This window comes from Polaromonas sp. LjRoot131 (assembly GCF_964252805.1).
Lineage (GTDB): Bacteria > Pseudomonadota > Gammaproteobacteria > Burkholderiales > Burkholderiaceae_C > Polaromonas.
This window is the reverse complement of record NZ_CAXUPF020000001.1, coordinates 123,522-135,980: the sequence shown is the minus strand read 5'-3', so window position 1 is coordinate 135,980 and position 12,459 is coordinate 123,522. Positions and strand designations below refer to the sequence as shown.

The 12,459-nt window shown below is 62.2% G+C and carries 22 protein-coding genes; 2 read left to right on the top strand and 20 right to left on the bottom strand.

Annotation, left to right across the window (positions count from 1 at the left end):
• Positions 1–24: 24 nt before the first annotated feature.
• The 16 genes from ACSQ27_RS00650 to ACSQ27_RS00575 form a co-directional block, all read right to left on the bottom strand.
• Positions 25–657 (bottom strand): class I SAM-dependent methyltransferase, encoded by a 633-nt coding sequence (locus tag ACSQ27_RS00650; RefSeq protein WP_436155374.1) that lies wholly within the window; start codon positions 655–657, stop codon positions 25–27.
• 347 nt (positions 658–1,004) lie between these two features.
• Positions 1,005–1,388 carry a hypothetical protein gene (locus ACSQ27_RS00645; RefSeq protein ID WP_436153554.1) on the bottom strand — a complete coding sequence of 128 codons (384 nt, stop codon included), beginning with the start codon at positions 1,386–1,388 and terminating at the stop codon, positions 1,005–1,007.
• The gene (locus tag ACSQ27_RS00640) at positions 1,385–1,645 is read right to left on the bottom strand and encodes a hypothetical protein (protein WP_436153553.1); all 261 of its coding nucleotides are present in this window, start codon (positions 1,643–1,645) and stop codon (positions 1,385–1,387) included. The genes ACSQ27_RS00645 and ACSQ27_RS00640 overlap by 4 nt, the downstream gene beginning before the upstream one ends.
• A gap of 9 nt (positions 1,646–1,654) precedes the next feature.
• A complete protein-coding gene (locus ACSQ27_RS00635; RefSeq protein WP_436153552.1) occupies positions 1,655–2,206 on the bottom strand; it encodes a hypothetical protein in 552 nt (183 codons plus the stop codon).
• Between the two features lie 168 nt (positions 2,207–2,374).
• Positions 2,375–2,839, bottom strand: coding sequence for a hypothetical protein (locus ACSQ27_RS00630; protein ID WP_436153551.1), 465 nt, complete (start codon positions 2,837–2,839; stop codon positions 2,375–2,377).
• Positions 2,840–2,866: 27 nt separating this feature from the next.
• Entirely contained in the window at positions 2,867–3,148 is a 282-nt protein-coding gene (locus ACSQ27_RS00625; RefSeq protein WP_436153550.1) for a hypothetical protein, read from the bottom strand.
• A 15-nt stretch (positions 3,149–3,163) separates the two neighbouring features.
• Positions 3,164–3,622, bottom strand: coding sequence for a hypothetical protein (locus tag ACSQ27_RS00620; RefSeq protein ID WP_436153549.1), 459 nt, complete (start codon positions 3,620–3,622; stop codon positions 3,164–3,166).
• Positions 3,623–3,913 (bottom strand): hypothetical protein, encoded by a 291-nt coding sequence (locus ACSQ27_RS00615; RefSeq protein WP_436153548.1) that lies wholly within the window; start codon positions 3,911–3,913, stop codon positions 3,623–3,625. It abuts the gene before it with no gap.
• A complete protein-coding gene (locus ACSQ27_RS00610) occupies positions 3,906–4,448 on the bottom strand; it encodes a DUF3658 domain-containing protein (RefSeq protein WP_436153547.1) in 543 nt (180 codons plus the stop codon). Before ACSQ27_RS00610 ends, ACSQ27_RS00615 begins: the two co-directional genes overlap by 8 nt.
• 75 nt (positions 4,449–4,523) lie before the next feature.
• On the bottom strand, positions 4,524–4,769 hold the full coding sequence (locus ACSQ27_RS00605; RefSeq protein WP_436153546.1) for an Imm32 family immunity protein: 246 nt from the start codon (positions 4,767–4,769) through the stop codon (positions 4,524–4,526).
• Positions 4,770–4,793: 24 nt separating this feature from the next.
• Positions 4,794–5,225 carry a hypothetical protein gene (locus ACSQ27_RS00600; protein ID WP_436153545.1) on the bottom strand — a complete coding sequence of 144 codons (432 nt, stop codon included), beginning with the start codon at positions 5,223–5,225 and terminating at the stop codon, positions 4,794–4,796.
• Positions 5,226–5,237: 12 nt separating this feature from the next.
• Positions 5,238–5,627 carry a hypothetical protein gene (locus ACSQ27_RS00595; RefSeq protein ID WP_436153544.1) on the bottom strand — a complete coding sequence of 130 codons (390 nt, stop codon included), beginning with the start codon at positions 5,625–5,627 and terminating at the stop codon, positions 5,238–5,240.
• Positions 5,628–5,654: 27 nt separating this feature from the next.
• Positions 5,655–5,981, bottom strand: coding sequence for a 1-deoxy-D-xylulose-5-phosphate synthase (locus ACSQ27_RS00590; RefSeq protein WP_436153543.1), 327 nt, complete (start codon positions 5,979–5,981; stop codon positions 5,655–5,657).
• A gap of 64 nt (positions 5,982–6,045) precedes the next feature.
• The gene (locus ACSQ27_RS00585) at positions 6,046–6,531 is read right to left on the bottom strand and encodes a hypothetical protein (protein ID WP_436153542.1); all 486 of its coding nucleotides are present in this window, start codon (positions 6,529–6,531) and stop codon (positions 6,046–6,048) included.
• Positions 6,532–6,542: 11 nt separating this feature from the next.
• A complete protein-coding gene (locus tag ACSQ27_RS00580) occupies positions 6,543–7,001 on the bottom strand; it encodes a hypothetical protein (RefSeq protein WP_436153541.1) in 459 nt (152 codons plus the stop codon).
• A 70-nt stretch (positions 7,002–7,071) separates the two neighbouring features.
• Positions 7,072–7,707, bottom strand: a complete 636-nt coding sequence (locus ACSQ27_RS00575) for an SGNH/GDSL hydrolase family protein (RefSeq protein WP_436153540.1) — start codon at positions 7,705–7,707, stop codon at positions 7,072–7,074.
• Between the two features lie 238 nt (positions 7,708–7,945).
• Here ACSQ27_RS00575 and ACSQ27_RS00570 point away from each other — a divergent pair, with 238 nt between their 5' ends.
• Positions 7,946–8,803 (top strand): YhjD/YihY/BrkB family envelope integrity protein, encoded by an 858-nt coding sequence (locus ACSQ27_RS00570; protein ID WP_436153539.1) that lies wholly within the window; start codon positions 7,946–7,948, stop codon positions 8,801–8,803.
• Positions 8,804–8,871: 68 nt separating this feature from the next.
• Positions 8,872–9,012, top strand: a complete 141-nt coding sequence (locus tag ACSQ27_RS00565) for a hypothetical protein (protein ID WP_436153538.1) — start codon at positions 8,872–8,874, stop codon at positions 9,010–9,012.
• Here the strand turns inward: ACSQ27_RS00565 and ACSQ27_RS00560 are convergent.
• The 4 genes from ACSQ27_RS00560 to ACSQ27_RS00545 form a co-directional block, all read right to left on the bottom strand.
• Positions 9,009–9,575, bottom strand: a complete 567-nt coding sequence (locus tag ACSQ27_RS00560; RefSeq protein ID WP_436153537.1) for a hypothetical protein — start codon at positions 9,573–9,575, stop codon at positions 9,009–9,011. The genes ACSQ27_RS00565 and ACSQ27_RS00560 overlap by 4 nt on opposite strands.
• 25 nt (positions 9,576–9,600) lie before the next feature.
• Complete coding sequence (locus ACSQ27_RS00555) at positions 9,601–10,389, bottom strand: DUF899 domain-containing protein (RefSeq protein WP_436153536.1); 789 nt, start codon at positions 10,387–10,389, stop codon at positions 9,601–9,603.
• 125 nt (positions 10,390–10,514) lie between these two features.
• Positions 10,515–11,183, bottom strand: a complete 669-nt coding sequence (locus tag ACSQ27_RS00550; protein WP_436153535.1) for a Vgb family protein — start codon at positions 11,181–11,183, stop codon at positions 10,515–10,517.
• 44 nt (positions 11,184–11,227) lie between these two features.
• Entirely contained in the window at positions 11,228–12,448 is a 1,221-nt protein-coding gene (locus ACSQ27_RS00545) for a helix-turn-helix domain-containing protein (protein ID WP_436153534.1), read from the bottom strand.
• Positions 12,449–12,459: the final 11 nt, after the last annotated feature.

Here is a 12,459-nt window from a genome sequence, read left to right as displayed (position 1 = left end):
GGCCCTTGGCGTTGCCAGGGGCTGCTAGCCTCCTCGTCTGAAGGCGAGCCGGGTCCAGGTGACGTCCGCCGCAAGATTTCCCGGCTGCAAGGATCCTGTTAGCGTATTCAGCACAACTTCAAGCCCATGCTGCCGCGCAAGCTCTATCGTCTCCTCGCCGGAAACCTCAAACATGCGCCGCCCGGCGGGAATCGGGCCATGCCGGAGTGACAAGAGGATCAGGCCGCCAGGCGCCAGCAGCGACGCCAGCTTGGGCATGCCGGCGCTACGCTCCGTTTCGTCAAGGTGCATCCACACAGCGCTCAGCATGACGACGTCAAAGCGCTGCCCGCGCGACAGCACTCGCTCCAATCCAGGCAAGGTATCGTCCAGCCATTCGATCAAAGGCGAGGGGTGAAGGCGCATGGCCGCCGTCAGAAATTCCGCAGTCGGCTCCACGGCCAGGACGCTGTGCGCTTGCTCTGCAAACCAGGCCGCATCGACGCCGGTCCCCGCGCCTATGTCCAGGATGCGGCTGGGGGCCGTCGGCAAAAGATGCAGTTCGGCCTCGTGGCGTTTGACAAAGGGAATGGCTTCGTACTGGGGAATCAGCGCCTCGGCTTGCTCGGCGTAGCCTTGGGTGCTTGCGGGTTTAGGGACCCGCTGCTCGTCAGGCATCGCCACCGTCATCTCCCCCACCGCCGTGACCGCCAACACCTGAAGCATCTCCTTCCCCCACATGCCCCGCCCCCCAGGCGCCCCCACCCGCCACCGACCCCGCCGCGATGGACAGGAACAGCCAGCCGATCAAGGCACCACCGGCAGCACAGGCGAGGATGAGCGCAAGCGATGCAGCGGCGGACCACTCCTCAAAGTGGGGCCCGCTGACCAGGACGCCGGCGAAGAGGCCTACCGCGACCCCGCCAAACAAGCCGTAGCCCCGGTAGCTCCGCGCTGTGGCTCGCCCCGCAGGCTCATGAATCTTTTCCATGCTCATAGGTCACCAAACTTGAGTTTTCTACGTGTCATGGGAATTCCAGTATCGAGGTGATGGTTCCGCCATGCTGAAATTTACCTTCAAAGCGGGGTAATGACGAAACGCCCAGCAGCCTCCGGCGAAGGCCATCCGCCATTTCGTGGCTTGGCTTGCGCACACAAAAGTACGGGCCCTCGTGAAGTTTCCAGTCATACACCCACAGCCCAAGGCCGGCATAGACGTCCCACACCTTTTCGGTACCCCAATGCGGGGAGAGAATGCCCTGGGAGATGGCGTCGTGCTCGCCGGCATGCGAAAGGACGAGCGGAGGCACAAATCCGGCTCCCGCCGTTGCAAACAGGGCGATGCTCCCCCTTGAGTCCATGGCAAACCAATCGAACTCCATTCCTTCGACTTCAGCAGGCTGGGTCATCTCACGGGGTCTTTGGTAACAGCCAAGCTCCGGCAGACAACAAGCAAAGCCAAAGCACCTACCGCAAAGACCAGAATGACGATCTCCCGCAACCAGAGCATCACAAAACTCATCAAGCCAAGTCGTCTCCCGCTTGGATAGGGGTATGCGGCCGAGTAGTACATCAGAGCCCCCAGAATGCAAAGTGAGACAACGAAGGTGGCTAGGGGTACAACCAGCGTTGTTGGTTTACTTTTATCGTGTTCTTGCATTTCCATGGACTTCTTTCAGCCCGCACAGCCGGCGCCGGACGCTGAGCTGGAAGTAGCCCGTTGCCGAAAGGGGATGCCCAGGAGTCCGCGATGGAAGGCGGCGCAGTAAGTGGCGCCCACTTCAACCTTCGAATAGGCTTCGGGCAGCAAACGGACTTCAATGCTTTCCCCGCTGGGGCCATCCAGAAAACGGATGTTGTAAGTCGTCGGCCGCCTTCCTGTGACCACATACTTCGCGGTCACCGGCCCGCTGTAGGCCGTGGGAAGCGCATCCACGGACAAGGTATTGATGGCCATCAGATAGCCCCAGCCGAACCATAAGGACAGCGGGTAATAGATGGCCGCCATCACCCACGGCCGCCAGGGATTGGGCGACAACTCGGCAAGTGCCTTGCGCTTGAAATACACGAAGCCGAAGATGGCCACCCCAAATGGCAGCCAGAAGATCTTGGCGGATTTTGCAAACCCGCCGTGAAAAACACTGTCGATCGTGGTTAAAAAAAACACGCCGCCCAAGGCAAAAGCAAAAATGAGCAGGCCGCCCAGTCGAATGGTGAACCGGGTCACTGGTGTGCTCCAGGATTGAAGACAGCCGGGGCGCCTCGTTTGTAGCGAAGCCGTCCCTGGTGTTGTGAACCCGTATTGATCGATCCGGCAAAGAACATACTCACTCCCGTCGGGAAAATCATCCAATGTGCCGTGCTGGTTTTCATATGTTTCAAATTGAAGGCCGGCTTAGCCGCGCGCTTCAAATGCCTCAACCAATGCATAGAGACTCCTCAACTGCTCAGACAACTCAGGTTCCCCCTCAAGAACATCGATCTTGTGCCTCACCAGGTAAAACTCGGCCTCAGTCCTGATTTTTCCCCGCGCCATGACTTTCTCCAGACGCGCCGTCTCGAGTTGCAGAAACTCGGGATACTCCGCGGTGAGTGCATCATGCAGCGCTTTTGAAACCGCCCCGCGCCACTGACTATCAACCTCGCCAATAAGGCTAGGCATTTCCCTCAAACCCTGCTCCAGGCCAGTGATGATCTGCGAACTTGTCGGCTTGGGATCGCGTGAACGGACCTCGTCGACGAAGGCCGGAACCCCGGCAGCGACCTGACACAGCTCCCACGCCTTTTCATCCGGAATGCCGACAATGGTTTGCGCAAATCGCGCATACGCCGCAAAGAGTTTTTCTGATTTTGTCGCCAAGTTAGTTCCTGGTACGCCTTCGCCACTTTAGTGGAAGTTAAACAGGCCCATGAAGACTGGAAAGCAGAGCGTCATCAGGGTAACCAGCAGCGCAGCAGCGCAAGCAGCGCCATGGCGATCCTTGCATTTCTTCGTGTTGAGCAGAAAAAACTGGATCAGCGGGGTCACAAACATGAACAGGCAAGCACCTACTAGCGACAGGAAAAAGAAGCCCGGACCGCCGTGGCCAAGAACAGAAAAAGTGACCAGAGCGATTGCGAGAAAAGGCCCCGCCCACCAGTAGAGACTGCGAGTAGTTTGAGGAGACATAAGACTGTGTTTTAACTAGCGCTGCTCGCGCGGGTCATCCGGCTGCAATGCGCCCTTGCGTAACCGCTGTGAGCACAACCAGAAGAAAAGTCCGCCAAACGCACCCGACCCCAGATAGGTGAGCGAGTCGTATCCGCCAGCATGGTGCCAACGCGCGGAATCGAAGGGCTGGGCCAGCCCGTACCAAAAGGGCAATGCACAGAACACGCCGCCCAGGACATATTGCCAGTGCCTCTGCAGCCCAAAGCGCTTGAACAGGAACCAGACGGGCAGGCCTCCTATGAGCGCGGCGATGATCGCAAAAAACGAGCCCACAAACCATGTCAGTGGACTGCACCAAGTATCGGTTTCCAAAAAGAGGCCGATTCCGCAATTGCTTAAAACCGCCGCCGCCACGCCAAGAATGGCGGAGAGAACCGTGAGGTTCAGCACCAATACGTTTTCTCGATTGAAGGGGTTGGTGATTTTGAACATTCATCCACCCTGCACATCGTCGTTCTGCTCTGGCACATAGAACCGGTCCTTGAAAACAGCGGGGTCTATCGAATAAGTACCGCCAAGTTCGGCAGGCCTCAAATGCGGATGCCGGGCATACAGGGTTTCAGCAATTCCATGTAATGCGCCCATGACTTCGGCGGCCTGCAGCCGGTATGCGGTGAATTCCTCGGGCTCGCCCTTCTCTTTCACGAACGCAAGGCTGTCATTCATTTTGGCGTTCAGTTGCAGCACCAGGAGGCTCAGGGCTTCCGCGGCGGGGCTATTCATGGGGTGCTCCGTCAGGCTTCTCCCCGGATCCTGCGCCAATCAGGCGGACTTCGCTGTAGCGCATGTATTCCAGGCTCCCTTGGGATTCGAGATGGCCCGCCTGGACCAGGAGGATCACTCTCTGTGCATAGTAGCCGGCAGGCACGTCAGGGAACTGGCTGAAAAGCCTCCCAATGGCATCACCGACCACCCTGGCGACCTTTCGCCATGAAGTCGCACACCCCGCCAACAGCACATCATCGATGGCCCGCACCTGTTCGGGCGTAAGCTGGTCAACAGACTCCTGCTCTTCCGGGTCAAGCTGCGTGTCAGGGGGTCCCTCTGGAACACTGGTATCGAGATCCGGATACTGGATGACGAGCGGCGCTCGCAGTTTCCACAGGATGTCGGTGATAACCTCTCCGTACGCCTCGACTCGCGCCTTACCGCCCTCGTCCTTTTGCAGCCGGAAGACCAAGTCCTCCGATTCCGTCAGCACACGGATCGCACGGTCATAGATCTCATAGAGAACGGCAGCGTCTTCTCGTTTCAGCATAGGCAAGTAAGTTGGAGAACCGCTGGCATCACTGAAGCAACGCCGTCTGGTGTCTGGTTGAAAGATTCAGGGAGATCACACGGCCTCCGCTCTGGCGACAACAAAATGCGGTGAGGAAACACCAAATTCCTTTATGCGATCGCTCAAGTGAACATGGTCATAGGCATCGCCCATGCGCTCCATCTCCGCGGCACAAAAGACGAGGAACTCACCGATGCGCCGGAGTTCACCCGGCGTTGCACACAAGGTGACCTCCGCCAGTTCCTCGGGAACGACAGACTCAGGTCCGGCTTGCTGGTTCGTATACCCAAAAATTTTCATAAGGACGATGGTACTAGGGCCGGGTCAGACCGCATTCCCCGCAAACCCACTGAAACCCTCGCTGAACTGCAGGTAGCCAAACGGACTGGCCTCCAGGCAGGCTTTCAGTTCAGGGCTTGCAAAGTAGTACTCATCATTGAAGGTCAGCAAGCGCAATCCTTCAAGCGGGAGGTCGGCCAGCATGTTTTGCGTAAGAAACTGGCTGATGTGAAGGCGAACATGGGTGCGCATCTCCTCGCCTGTGGCTCGATTGAACAGCACGGCCGGCTCCTGCCTTGCTCGCTCAAGTCCAAGTTGATCAAGGAACAAAGCAAGCGCCCGCTCCACGATGAGATAGCGATAGCCCGACATCAACGGTGCGATGGGGCCTTGCTCAATCAGCTGAAAGCGGCCATCCCCCAGTTCATACAGGCGGACAGCGGGTAGCTTGCAGGAGATAAGGAATGGCAGGGGCATGTGGCAGGCCGGTTAAGTGGCATCTTCGTACACTGCGGCGTCCTCACCGAACTGCAACTCCATCGCGATTCGAATCATCGCAGGCAATGCGAACCAATATTGCCGCCTGAGGGCATCCTTGACAAAGGCTTCGCCGAAAATCTCGCAGAAGTGTTTGATTTCCCCTGGGGCGAGCCGATTCCGGTCATTGCGGATGAGTTCCCGTCTGTGGCGTTTCATCAGCCGAGTGAAATCGCCCCGGTTCAAGATACCGAATTTCGCCAGCTCCAGAGCGATGTCTTCGTAGGAGTTGATCCCATAGTCGCTGCGCTTTGGAAAAAGGCGAGCCGTTACCCTGTGAATGAGCTCCCCGGACAAGGGCTGCTTGTTCCTTCTGCGACGGGCGGCTATGTAGCGGGTCATAGGCGGCCTGGCACCTCGATGCAGCGGTCAAGCATCATGCTCTTTCCTTGGAGGTACGGACCGGCCGCGAATGCCTTTCCAGTACTCATCATGGACATCGGCGTCAACCGCAACGGGAATATTCGTCGGGTACAGGCGATCCCTGCCGTCCTTGCGGGGGCCGGATATCCAGTAGCGGTCGCGGGTCTCCACATCAAAGTAGTTTGACTTGAAGCCTTTGCCTTTCAGGCTTTGAAAAGTCTTGCCCCGGTAGCTGAGCGAGGCGCCCGTTTTCGAGAAGCTCACGCGGCCAATGCGGGCTGGACCGACCAGACCGTCGGCCTTCGACTCGATATACATGATGCGGGTTTTCATGGTTCTTGAAGTTTTGGGTAAAGGGGGGCTATGGCTTGCCGCAGAGACCTCATTGACGAATGGCTCAGGGGGTCTCCCGTGATTCCCGGGCTTTCCGAATAGACGCCATGTGATGCGTGATTCGCCAGTAATAGACAAAAGAGAGCGAGACAGTAAGAGCGAAGTAGAGATAGCGGTAAACCAGGGCCGGGTCGCGAAATGTTCGCGCATCAAGAACATAGTCAGACCCGAAGTAGAGGGCCTGGCCCGCGACCAGCCCCAGGACGGCGATCTTGAAGCCGGCAGGAACAGCCAAGGCGCAAAAACGCAGTATGAAGTCAGTACCTTTGTCCTCTCCGTTGGCCTTGTAACACTCGAGCACACCGAACCAGCTGATAGTGACGAATGCAAAGAGTTCGAGGAAAAACCAGCCGTCGCGGTACGAGCCGAACCACAAGGCCCAGTAGGTGTTGTACGCGTAGAGGAGGGCTCCGGCCAGCATGTAGTGCATACCGGTTCGCTCGGAGAGCTTGCCGTCCGCCAGCTCGGCAGCGAGTTTTCGGGTGTTCAAGAGATGAAGGGTCATTCAGTGCCTGAGCTTGCATGCAAGGGGTCGATCTTCTTAGCCGGCGCCATGGGTTCCATGATGCTTGCGCCGCAAGCAGTGCAGTTCTCGGTGTAGTTTCTGGCGCGTTCAGATTCTTGATCCATGAAGTCCTGGCCGCACACAATGCACGGATGCTGTCGGAAAGATTCCCCGGGGTGGGTGCAGTCTTTGACGTTCCGGGGGTCGAACCGCGCAACCCATTCACCCATCCTGCCCGCCGGGTCCCTGCGAGACACCTGAAAATGAACGCTGGCTTCGCACTCGATATCGTTCGGCTCGTAAAGGAGCAAGGCCATTCCTTCTGTCAGCCGCAATCCCTGCCGGGCCAGGCTGCCTAACGTCCCATAACCCGTGAGAGCCATTTCCGCCATGGTTCTTTCGTCATCGAGGTATTCAATGGCGTTGAAGTCGGCGTAGACGCGAGGCAGGGGCATTCTTTTGCGGCCAGGAATTTAGCGCGGGGGATGATAGGGTTTGCCGATACATGACTTCTCGATTGAAGGATCAGGCAGCAAGAACATAGGCTCCACGCAGGGAATAGGCTGGCTCGGTGACGGCACGGACGATAGCCTGTGCGATCTTTTCTCCGCCAGAGGCGGATGGTTCAATGGGATTCGCGTAGTCGTCCGGAGAGGTGCAAACAAGCCGGAGATCTATGACTTTGAGGTGTTTTTCAGTCGCAACCCGGATCACCACGTCATTGAACAAGGTGAGCGCCACCGCGACCCGTTGCTGGTAATTCGCATCCGGAAAATTGCCGTGGTAAACCGTGCAGACAACGAGCGGAAGATTGAACCCAAGGCAGGCGTCTACCGCCCGCCGATAGCCCAGCTCAAAATCACGGACGACTTCGGACAGCAGAAGCAGCACCTCGCCGTTCGAGGCGACAGGCATTTCCAGGACATCCGCACGAAGCAAGGCATTGTTGCCCCCTACGCTGAGCAGGAGATGCGTGGCCTCCGGTGGAAGCGTCTTTAGCTGGGAATGGATGTCGTCAGTTGTCGAACCATCCACCGCGCTCAGGGAAGCGCACCAACCCTCGGGTAGCTGCCGCTGCACATGCGTGATGACAGCAGGACCGCCGGCGGTATATGCGCCGTTGTCGAGAATGGAGTCGCCGAGCAGGACCAGATGGTTCATTGCATGTTGCCTGAGTTTCGAGGTCTCCGGTATGGCCTGGCCTGCGTGTGCCTGTCCGACGGAGTGAGATTTGCACTATAGCCGCCAACAAAAAATTCCGCGTCTACGGAACCTGCATTTTCCTTCAGCGGCATGACCCAGCCGCACTTTGTCGCGCAGACGCCGCGTTTACCCCTCAAATCCCCTCATTTCCCAAAGCCCCGGCGTAAAACCGCATTCCCCTCGCTATATTCCCTGCATGGCAACGACGACAACCTCCAGCAGCAGAAACCAGGGCGGCCTGCTCAGCGTGTTGATCCGGCGCGGGCGGGAAGAGCGGCTTCCGCAGTCGGCGGGTGGGCTGACCTTCACCATGGTGATGTCCATGGTGCCGCTGCTGGCGCTGAGTTTTGCGCTGTTCGCGCGCATCCCTGCCCTGCATGCGACCGGGGACGCGATCCGTGAGCACCTGCTGCGCGGCTTGCTGCCGGACGGCATCGCGCGGACGGTGCTCAAGCATTTGGCGCAGTTCGCGGGCAATACCGGCGGGCTCACGCAGGTCGGCTTTGCGCTGCTGCTGGTGTCGGCGCTGGCGCTGCTCATGAGTGTGGAAGGCACGCTGAACCGGATATGGCAGGTCAAAAAACCGCGCCCGCTGCTGCGTCGCCTGGGCCTGTACATCGGCATGCTGCTGACCGGCCCGGTGCTGATAGGTGCCAGCCTGTGGGCCGCGTCTTATCTTGCGGCGGCCTCCAGCGGGTTGCCGGTGGCGCGGCCCGGCTGGTTGCCGCATGCGCTGAACATCGGGCCCATGGCCTTGAGCGCCATCGGCTTTTCCTGCCTTTTCCGCTTTGTGCCGTACACCGTGGTGCGTTGGCGCGATGCAATCGCGGGCGGCTTGCTGGCCGGTGTCGCGTTTGAACTGGGCAAGCAGGGTTTCGCGATCTACCTGGCCAACGTGCCGACCTACCGCACGATTTACGGCGCCTTCGCGCCGCTGCTGGCTTTCCTGCTGTGGGTCTACTACTCGTGGCTGGTCACGCTGGCCGCGGCGCTGGTCAGCGCGAGCCTGCCGCGCGCCGGGTCGCAGCCTTCGCGGCGGTTGTCACGCGCCTGAGTTTTACGCGCGTAGGTTTCACACCACAGCGGGCTTTTTAGCGGAGCCCAGGCTTTACCATCAAGCGCATGAAAACAACTTACATCTTCGGCGCCATCCTGGCCTGCAGCATCATCGGAACCTTGGTCGGCGCCCGCGCGGCCAAGACCGGATTCCTCGTGGTGACCGCCCTGCTTTCCCTCTACGGCTTGTTTCGGCTCCTCGGCTAGGGTCTGCGGTGGCCCAGCCAGCGGGCGCTCACATCAACACCACAGCAAACCCCGCTGGCCACCAGGCCGGTGACGGCCAGCATGGCCGCGGTGTGAACGCCGACGGCCGCAAGCGCGAGCGCCAACGGCCCGGCTCCTTCCATCCCCGCCAGTGACGCCTCTCCCGCGCAGAGCGGAACCAGCGCCGGCACCAGCATCAGGCCGGCGCCGTGCGCGCTCGCCATCATGAAGGAGACCAGCGCCAGCCCGGCCTTGCCCGCGGGTGCGCGTGCCGCCCTGGGACTGCGACGCGACAGGTGAAGCACGGCGCAGGCGGCGAGCAGGCCGCCCGTGAGCACTTGCAGCGTGAAGCGGTCCATGGCCGAGCCCCACACCACGGCGCCGGCCACCAGCGCGACCGAGGCGGTGTGCCCGGCGGCGATCGGCAGCAAGGCCCGCAGCGCCTGCGCGCGGTCGCGGGAGCGCAGGCCCCAGGCGGCGGCCCAGGCCCAACCGTTGGCGGGGTTCAGCCCGTGAAGGGCGCCGACGCCCGCCACCGCCAGCCAGGGCCAGAGGTTTGCCACGATGCTTGCGCCTGCCTGGGGCCGCTCAGGCTTTGTCGCTGCAGCACGCATGGGCCACAGGCGCGGGGGTGAAGACGGCCTGGGTCTCGTAGCGGTCATGGTGGCGCATCCATTCCATCTTGTAGAAGGTGTCGCGCTCGTCGCGGCCCTTGGGCGCGAGGTCCAGCATGCTGTAGGTGCCTATCATGACTTCGACGCCGCGCCCATAGGTCGAGTAGGTGTGAAAAATCCGGCCTTCGCTGTCCTTGTAAAACAGGCTGATGCCGGGCGCTTCCTCGGCCGGGAATTCCACCATGCCGTAGTTGTAGTGGACGGTGCCGTCGACACGGTCCTCCGGTTTGAAGCTCACGTGGAAGTCGTAGTTGAAGTCGCTGCCGTTGGACGACACCCACTTGAACTTCCAGCCCATGCGACTGTGAAAGCGCGCTATCTCGGGCAGCGTCGCGCGCGAAACCGCCACGAAGCTGATGTCGCGGTGCTCCAGGTGGATTTGCATGCCATCGGTATGGTCAGCCATAAAAGAGCAGCTCGGGCAGCCCTGCTCCCAGCCCGGGCCGAACATGAAGTGCTGGACCATGAGCTGGCGCCGGCCTTCAAACAAATCGGCGAGCGAGCGTTTGCCTTCGGGCGTGTCGAAGACATAGTTCTTTTCGACATGGACCCAGGGCAAGGCGCGGCGTTCGCCGGCGATGCGGTCGCGCAGGCGTGTAAGTTCTTTCTCCTGCGCCAGCAGCGTCTTGCGCTCGGCCAGCCAGGTGTCTCTGGAGACGACAGGGTGGTTCAGGGTATTCGTTTCGGTGCTTGATGTGCTCATGGTGTTCTCCTGGGTTGGGTTGAAGGTTTGCGTGGGCCAAAGCGCTGCCCGGCCCGTGCTGGAAACGGGTGCGCTCGTTGCCGGCCCGTGGGCCGGAGGGGATACAGGCGCCGGGGCGCCGGGTTCTAGGCGGCTTTGGGCCGCCGCACGGCACGGACCTTGCCGCTCTTGCCGCCACCCGCGTAAAACAGGTCGGCGCCGTCGGACTCCAGCCCGCTGACGCCCGCGCCTGCCGGCATCTGTAGCCGTTCGATCACGGCGCCGCTCTGGGGGTCGATGCGGCGGATCTCGCTCTCGTCGCCCTCCCAGGTGCCGTGCCAGAGTTCGCCGTCCACCCAGGTCACGCCGGTCACGAAGCGGTTCGATTCAATCGTGCGCTGGATCGCGCCTGTCTTCGGGTCGACCTGGTGAATCCTGCGGTCGCGGTACTGGCCGACCCACAGGCTGCCTTCTGCCCAGGTCAGGCCCGAGTCGCTGCCGCTGCCGGGCGCGGGGATGGTCGCCACCACCTTGCCGGTGGCCGGGTCTATCTTGTCGATGCGCGACTCGGCGATCTGGTAGAGGTGTTTGCCGTCAAAGGCGGTGCCGGCGTCTCCCGCGCAGTCCAGCGTGCGCGTCTGCTCGCCGCTGGCGGGGTCGAAGGCGATCAGCTTCGCGCCCGCGGCGGCCCAGACGCGCTGGCCGTCATGGGTGACGCCGGCGATGTCATCGACGCCGGGGAAGCCGTACTCGCGCACGATCTCGGCGGGGCGCGCCTTGGGTTCGGGCCTTTTGCTGAGGGTCTTGCTGGTCATCGTTGGTCCTTGTCGCGCCGTTCATCGGCGCCATGGAGGTGACTCTATCCAATCGGCAGCGAAGCGGGGAGTAACAAGATCGTCGTGAATCCGGCCAGCGGCGGCGCCAGCCAGCGCTGCGCCCGCGCCCGGCCCAGGGAGCGCACCCGCCCTTCTGCCTCCAGCTCGGCCAGCGCGCGCTGCACGGTGCGCTGGCTGTCCCCCAGCGCCAGCGCCAGGGCCGAAGTGGACCAGGCCGCGCCGTCGGAGAGCAAGGCGATCAGCGAGGCCTGGTCCCCGTCCACGGGCGGCGCCAGCACAGCAACGTCGCGCCCACCCAGCGGCCGCAAGATAAAACCCCGGCCGGTCGCCTCAATGGCCGCGAGCGGTTTGGCCAGCGCGCGCAGCCGGCCTATCTCGACCCTGAGGCGCGCCCTGTGGGTTTCATCGGGATGCCGGGTGCGGAACACACGCGCGATCAGGGCCTCACGCTCTGCATCGCCGGGCCAGGCCTCTGCCAGCGCGCGGGCCAGCGCGAACAGCACAGGCCGGCGGGCCAGCGACCGCCATTGCTCGCCGGCGCCCAGCCCGTGCCGGCAGGCATCGACGACCAGCGCGTCCGAGGCCAGCAGCGCCGACACCTCGTCCAGGCGCAGCGCCTGCTCACCGCCGGCGGTGAGCCGCCGCGCCGCGGGCCTGTCAAGCGCGGCCCGCGCCTCCGCCACTTCGGCCTGCAATGCCGGCACCTGCGCGCGTTCGGCCGCCGCCTGCGCACGCGCCAGCGCCATGCGCGCCTCGCCGACCTGCAACGAGCGCAAGGCCAGCTCGGCCGCGGTCAGCTCGGCCACCGCCCTCAGCGAAGGCCTGAGGCCGCGCGCATCGAGCCGCGCCAGCGCGGCCCTGGCCTCGTCGAGCCGGCCCAACAGCAGATACCGGCGCGCCGTGATCAGCCAGGCCTGCAGCGCATTGGCAGGGTCGGCATGCGCCTCCAGCGTGGCCGAGGCCGCCGCCAGCGCGCGCGGCGAGCCCGCGAAGTCGCGCATGGCCAGCGCCACCTCGGCCTCGGCGACCACGCAACGCGCACGCGCCAGCTCTTCGTGCGCGCCAAAGCCGCGCGCCGCGCGCCGCAGCAGTTCACGCGCACGTGGGTGTTCGCCGAGCTGGGCCATGGCAATGCCGCGCAAGGCCAGCGCCGGTGGGTCCTCGCGCAGGGCCACCCGCTTGAGGGCGCCCAGCGCGTCACCCGCAGCCAGCGCGCGCGAGGCGGCGGTGATCAGGGAATCCATGGGCGTAGGCT

What these genes read in the sequence shown, in the direction of transcription:
- ACSQ27_RS00570 (WP_436153539.1), top strand. Translation starts at nt 7,946, where the DNA reads ATGGCAACGACGACAACCTCCAGCAGCAGAAACCAGGGCGGCCTGCTC.
- ACSQ27_RS00590 (WP_436153543.1), bottom strand. Translation starts at nt 5,981, where the DNA reads ATGAAAACCCGCATCATGTATATCGAGTCGAAGGCCGACGGTCTGGTC.
- ACSQ27_RS00640 (WP_436153553.1), bottom strand. Translation starts at nt 1,645, where the DNA reads ATGGAAATGCAAGAACACGATAAAAGTAAACCAACAACGCTGGTTGTA.
- ACSQ27_RS00645 (WP_436153554.1), bottom strand. Translation starts at nt 1,388, where the DNA reads ATGACCCAGCCTGCTGAAGTCGAAGGAATGGAGTTCGATTGGTTTGCC.
- ACSQ27_RS00625 (WP_436153550.1), bottom strand. Translation starts at nt 3,148, where the DNA reads ATGTCTCCTCAAACTACTCGCAGTCTCTACTGGTGGGCGGGGCCTTTT.
- ACSQ27_RS00605 (WP_436153546.1), bottom strand. Translation starts at nt 4,769, where the DNA reads ATGAAAATTTTTGGGTATACGAACCAGCAAGCCGGACCTGAGTCTGTC.
- ACSQ27_RS00620 (WP_436153549.1), bottom strand. Translation starts at nt 3,622, where the DNA reads ATGTTCAAAATCACCAACCCCTTCAATCGAGAAAACGTATTGGTGCTG.
- ACSQ27_RS00615 (WP_436153548.1), bottom strand. Translation starts at nt 3,913, where the DNA reads ATGAATAGCCCCGCCGCGGAAGCCCTGAGCCTCCTGGTGCTGCAACTG.
- ACSQ27_RS00595 (WP_436153544.1), bottom strand. Translation starts at nt 5,627, where the DNA reads ATGACCCGCTACATAGCCGCCCGTCGCAGAAGGAACAAGCAGCCCTTG.
- ACSQ27_RS00580 (WP_436153541.1), bottom strand. Translation starts at nt 7,001, where the DNA reads ATGCCCCTGCCTCGCGTCTACGCCGACTTCAACGCCATTGAATACCTC.
- ACSQ27_RS00575 (WP_436153540.1), bottom strand. Translation starts at nt 7,707, where the DNA reads ATGAACCATCTGGTCCTGCTCGGCGACTCCATTCTCGACAACGGCGCA.
- ACSQ27_RS00545 (WP_436153534.1), bottom strand. Translation starts at nt 12,448, where the DNA reads ATGGATTCCCTGATCACCGCCGCCTCGCGCGCGCTGGCTGCGGGTGAC.
- ACSQ27_RS00565 (WP_436153538.1), top strand. Translation starts at nt 8,872, where the DNA reads ATGAAAACAACTTACATCTTCGGCGCCATCCTGGCCTGCAGCATCATC.
- ACSQ27_RS00610 (WP_436153547.1), bottom strand. Translation starts at nt 4,448, where the DNA reads ATGCTGAAACGAGAAGACGCTGCCGTTCTCTATGAGATCTATGACCGT.
- ACSQ27_RS00600 (WP_436153545.1), bottom strand. Translation starts at nt 5,225, where the DNA reads ATGCCCCTGCCATTCCTTATCTCCTGCAAGCTACCCGCTGTCCGCCTG.
- ACSQ27_RS00550 (WP_436153535.1), bottom strand. Translation starts at nt 11,183, where the DNA reads ATGACCAGCAAGACCCTCAGCAAAAGGCCCGAACCCAAGGCGCGCCCC.
- ACSQ27_RS00555 (WP_436153536.1), bottom strand. Translation starts at nt 10,389, where the DNA reads ATGAGCACATCAAGCACCGAAACGAATACCCTGAACCACCCTGTCGTC.
- ACSQ27_RS00650 (WP_436155374.1), bottom strand. Translation starts at nt 657, where the DNA reads ATGCCTGACGAGCAGCGGGTCCCTAAACCCGCAAGCACCCAAGGCTAC.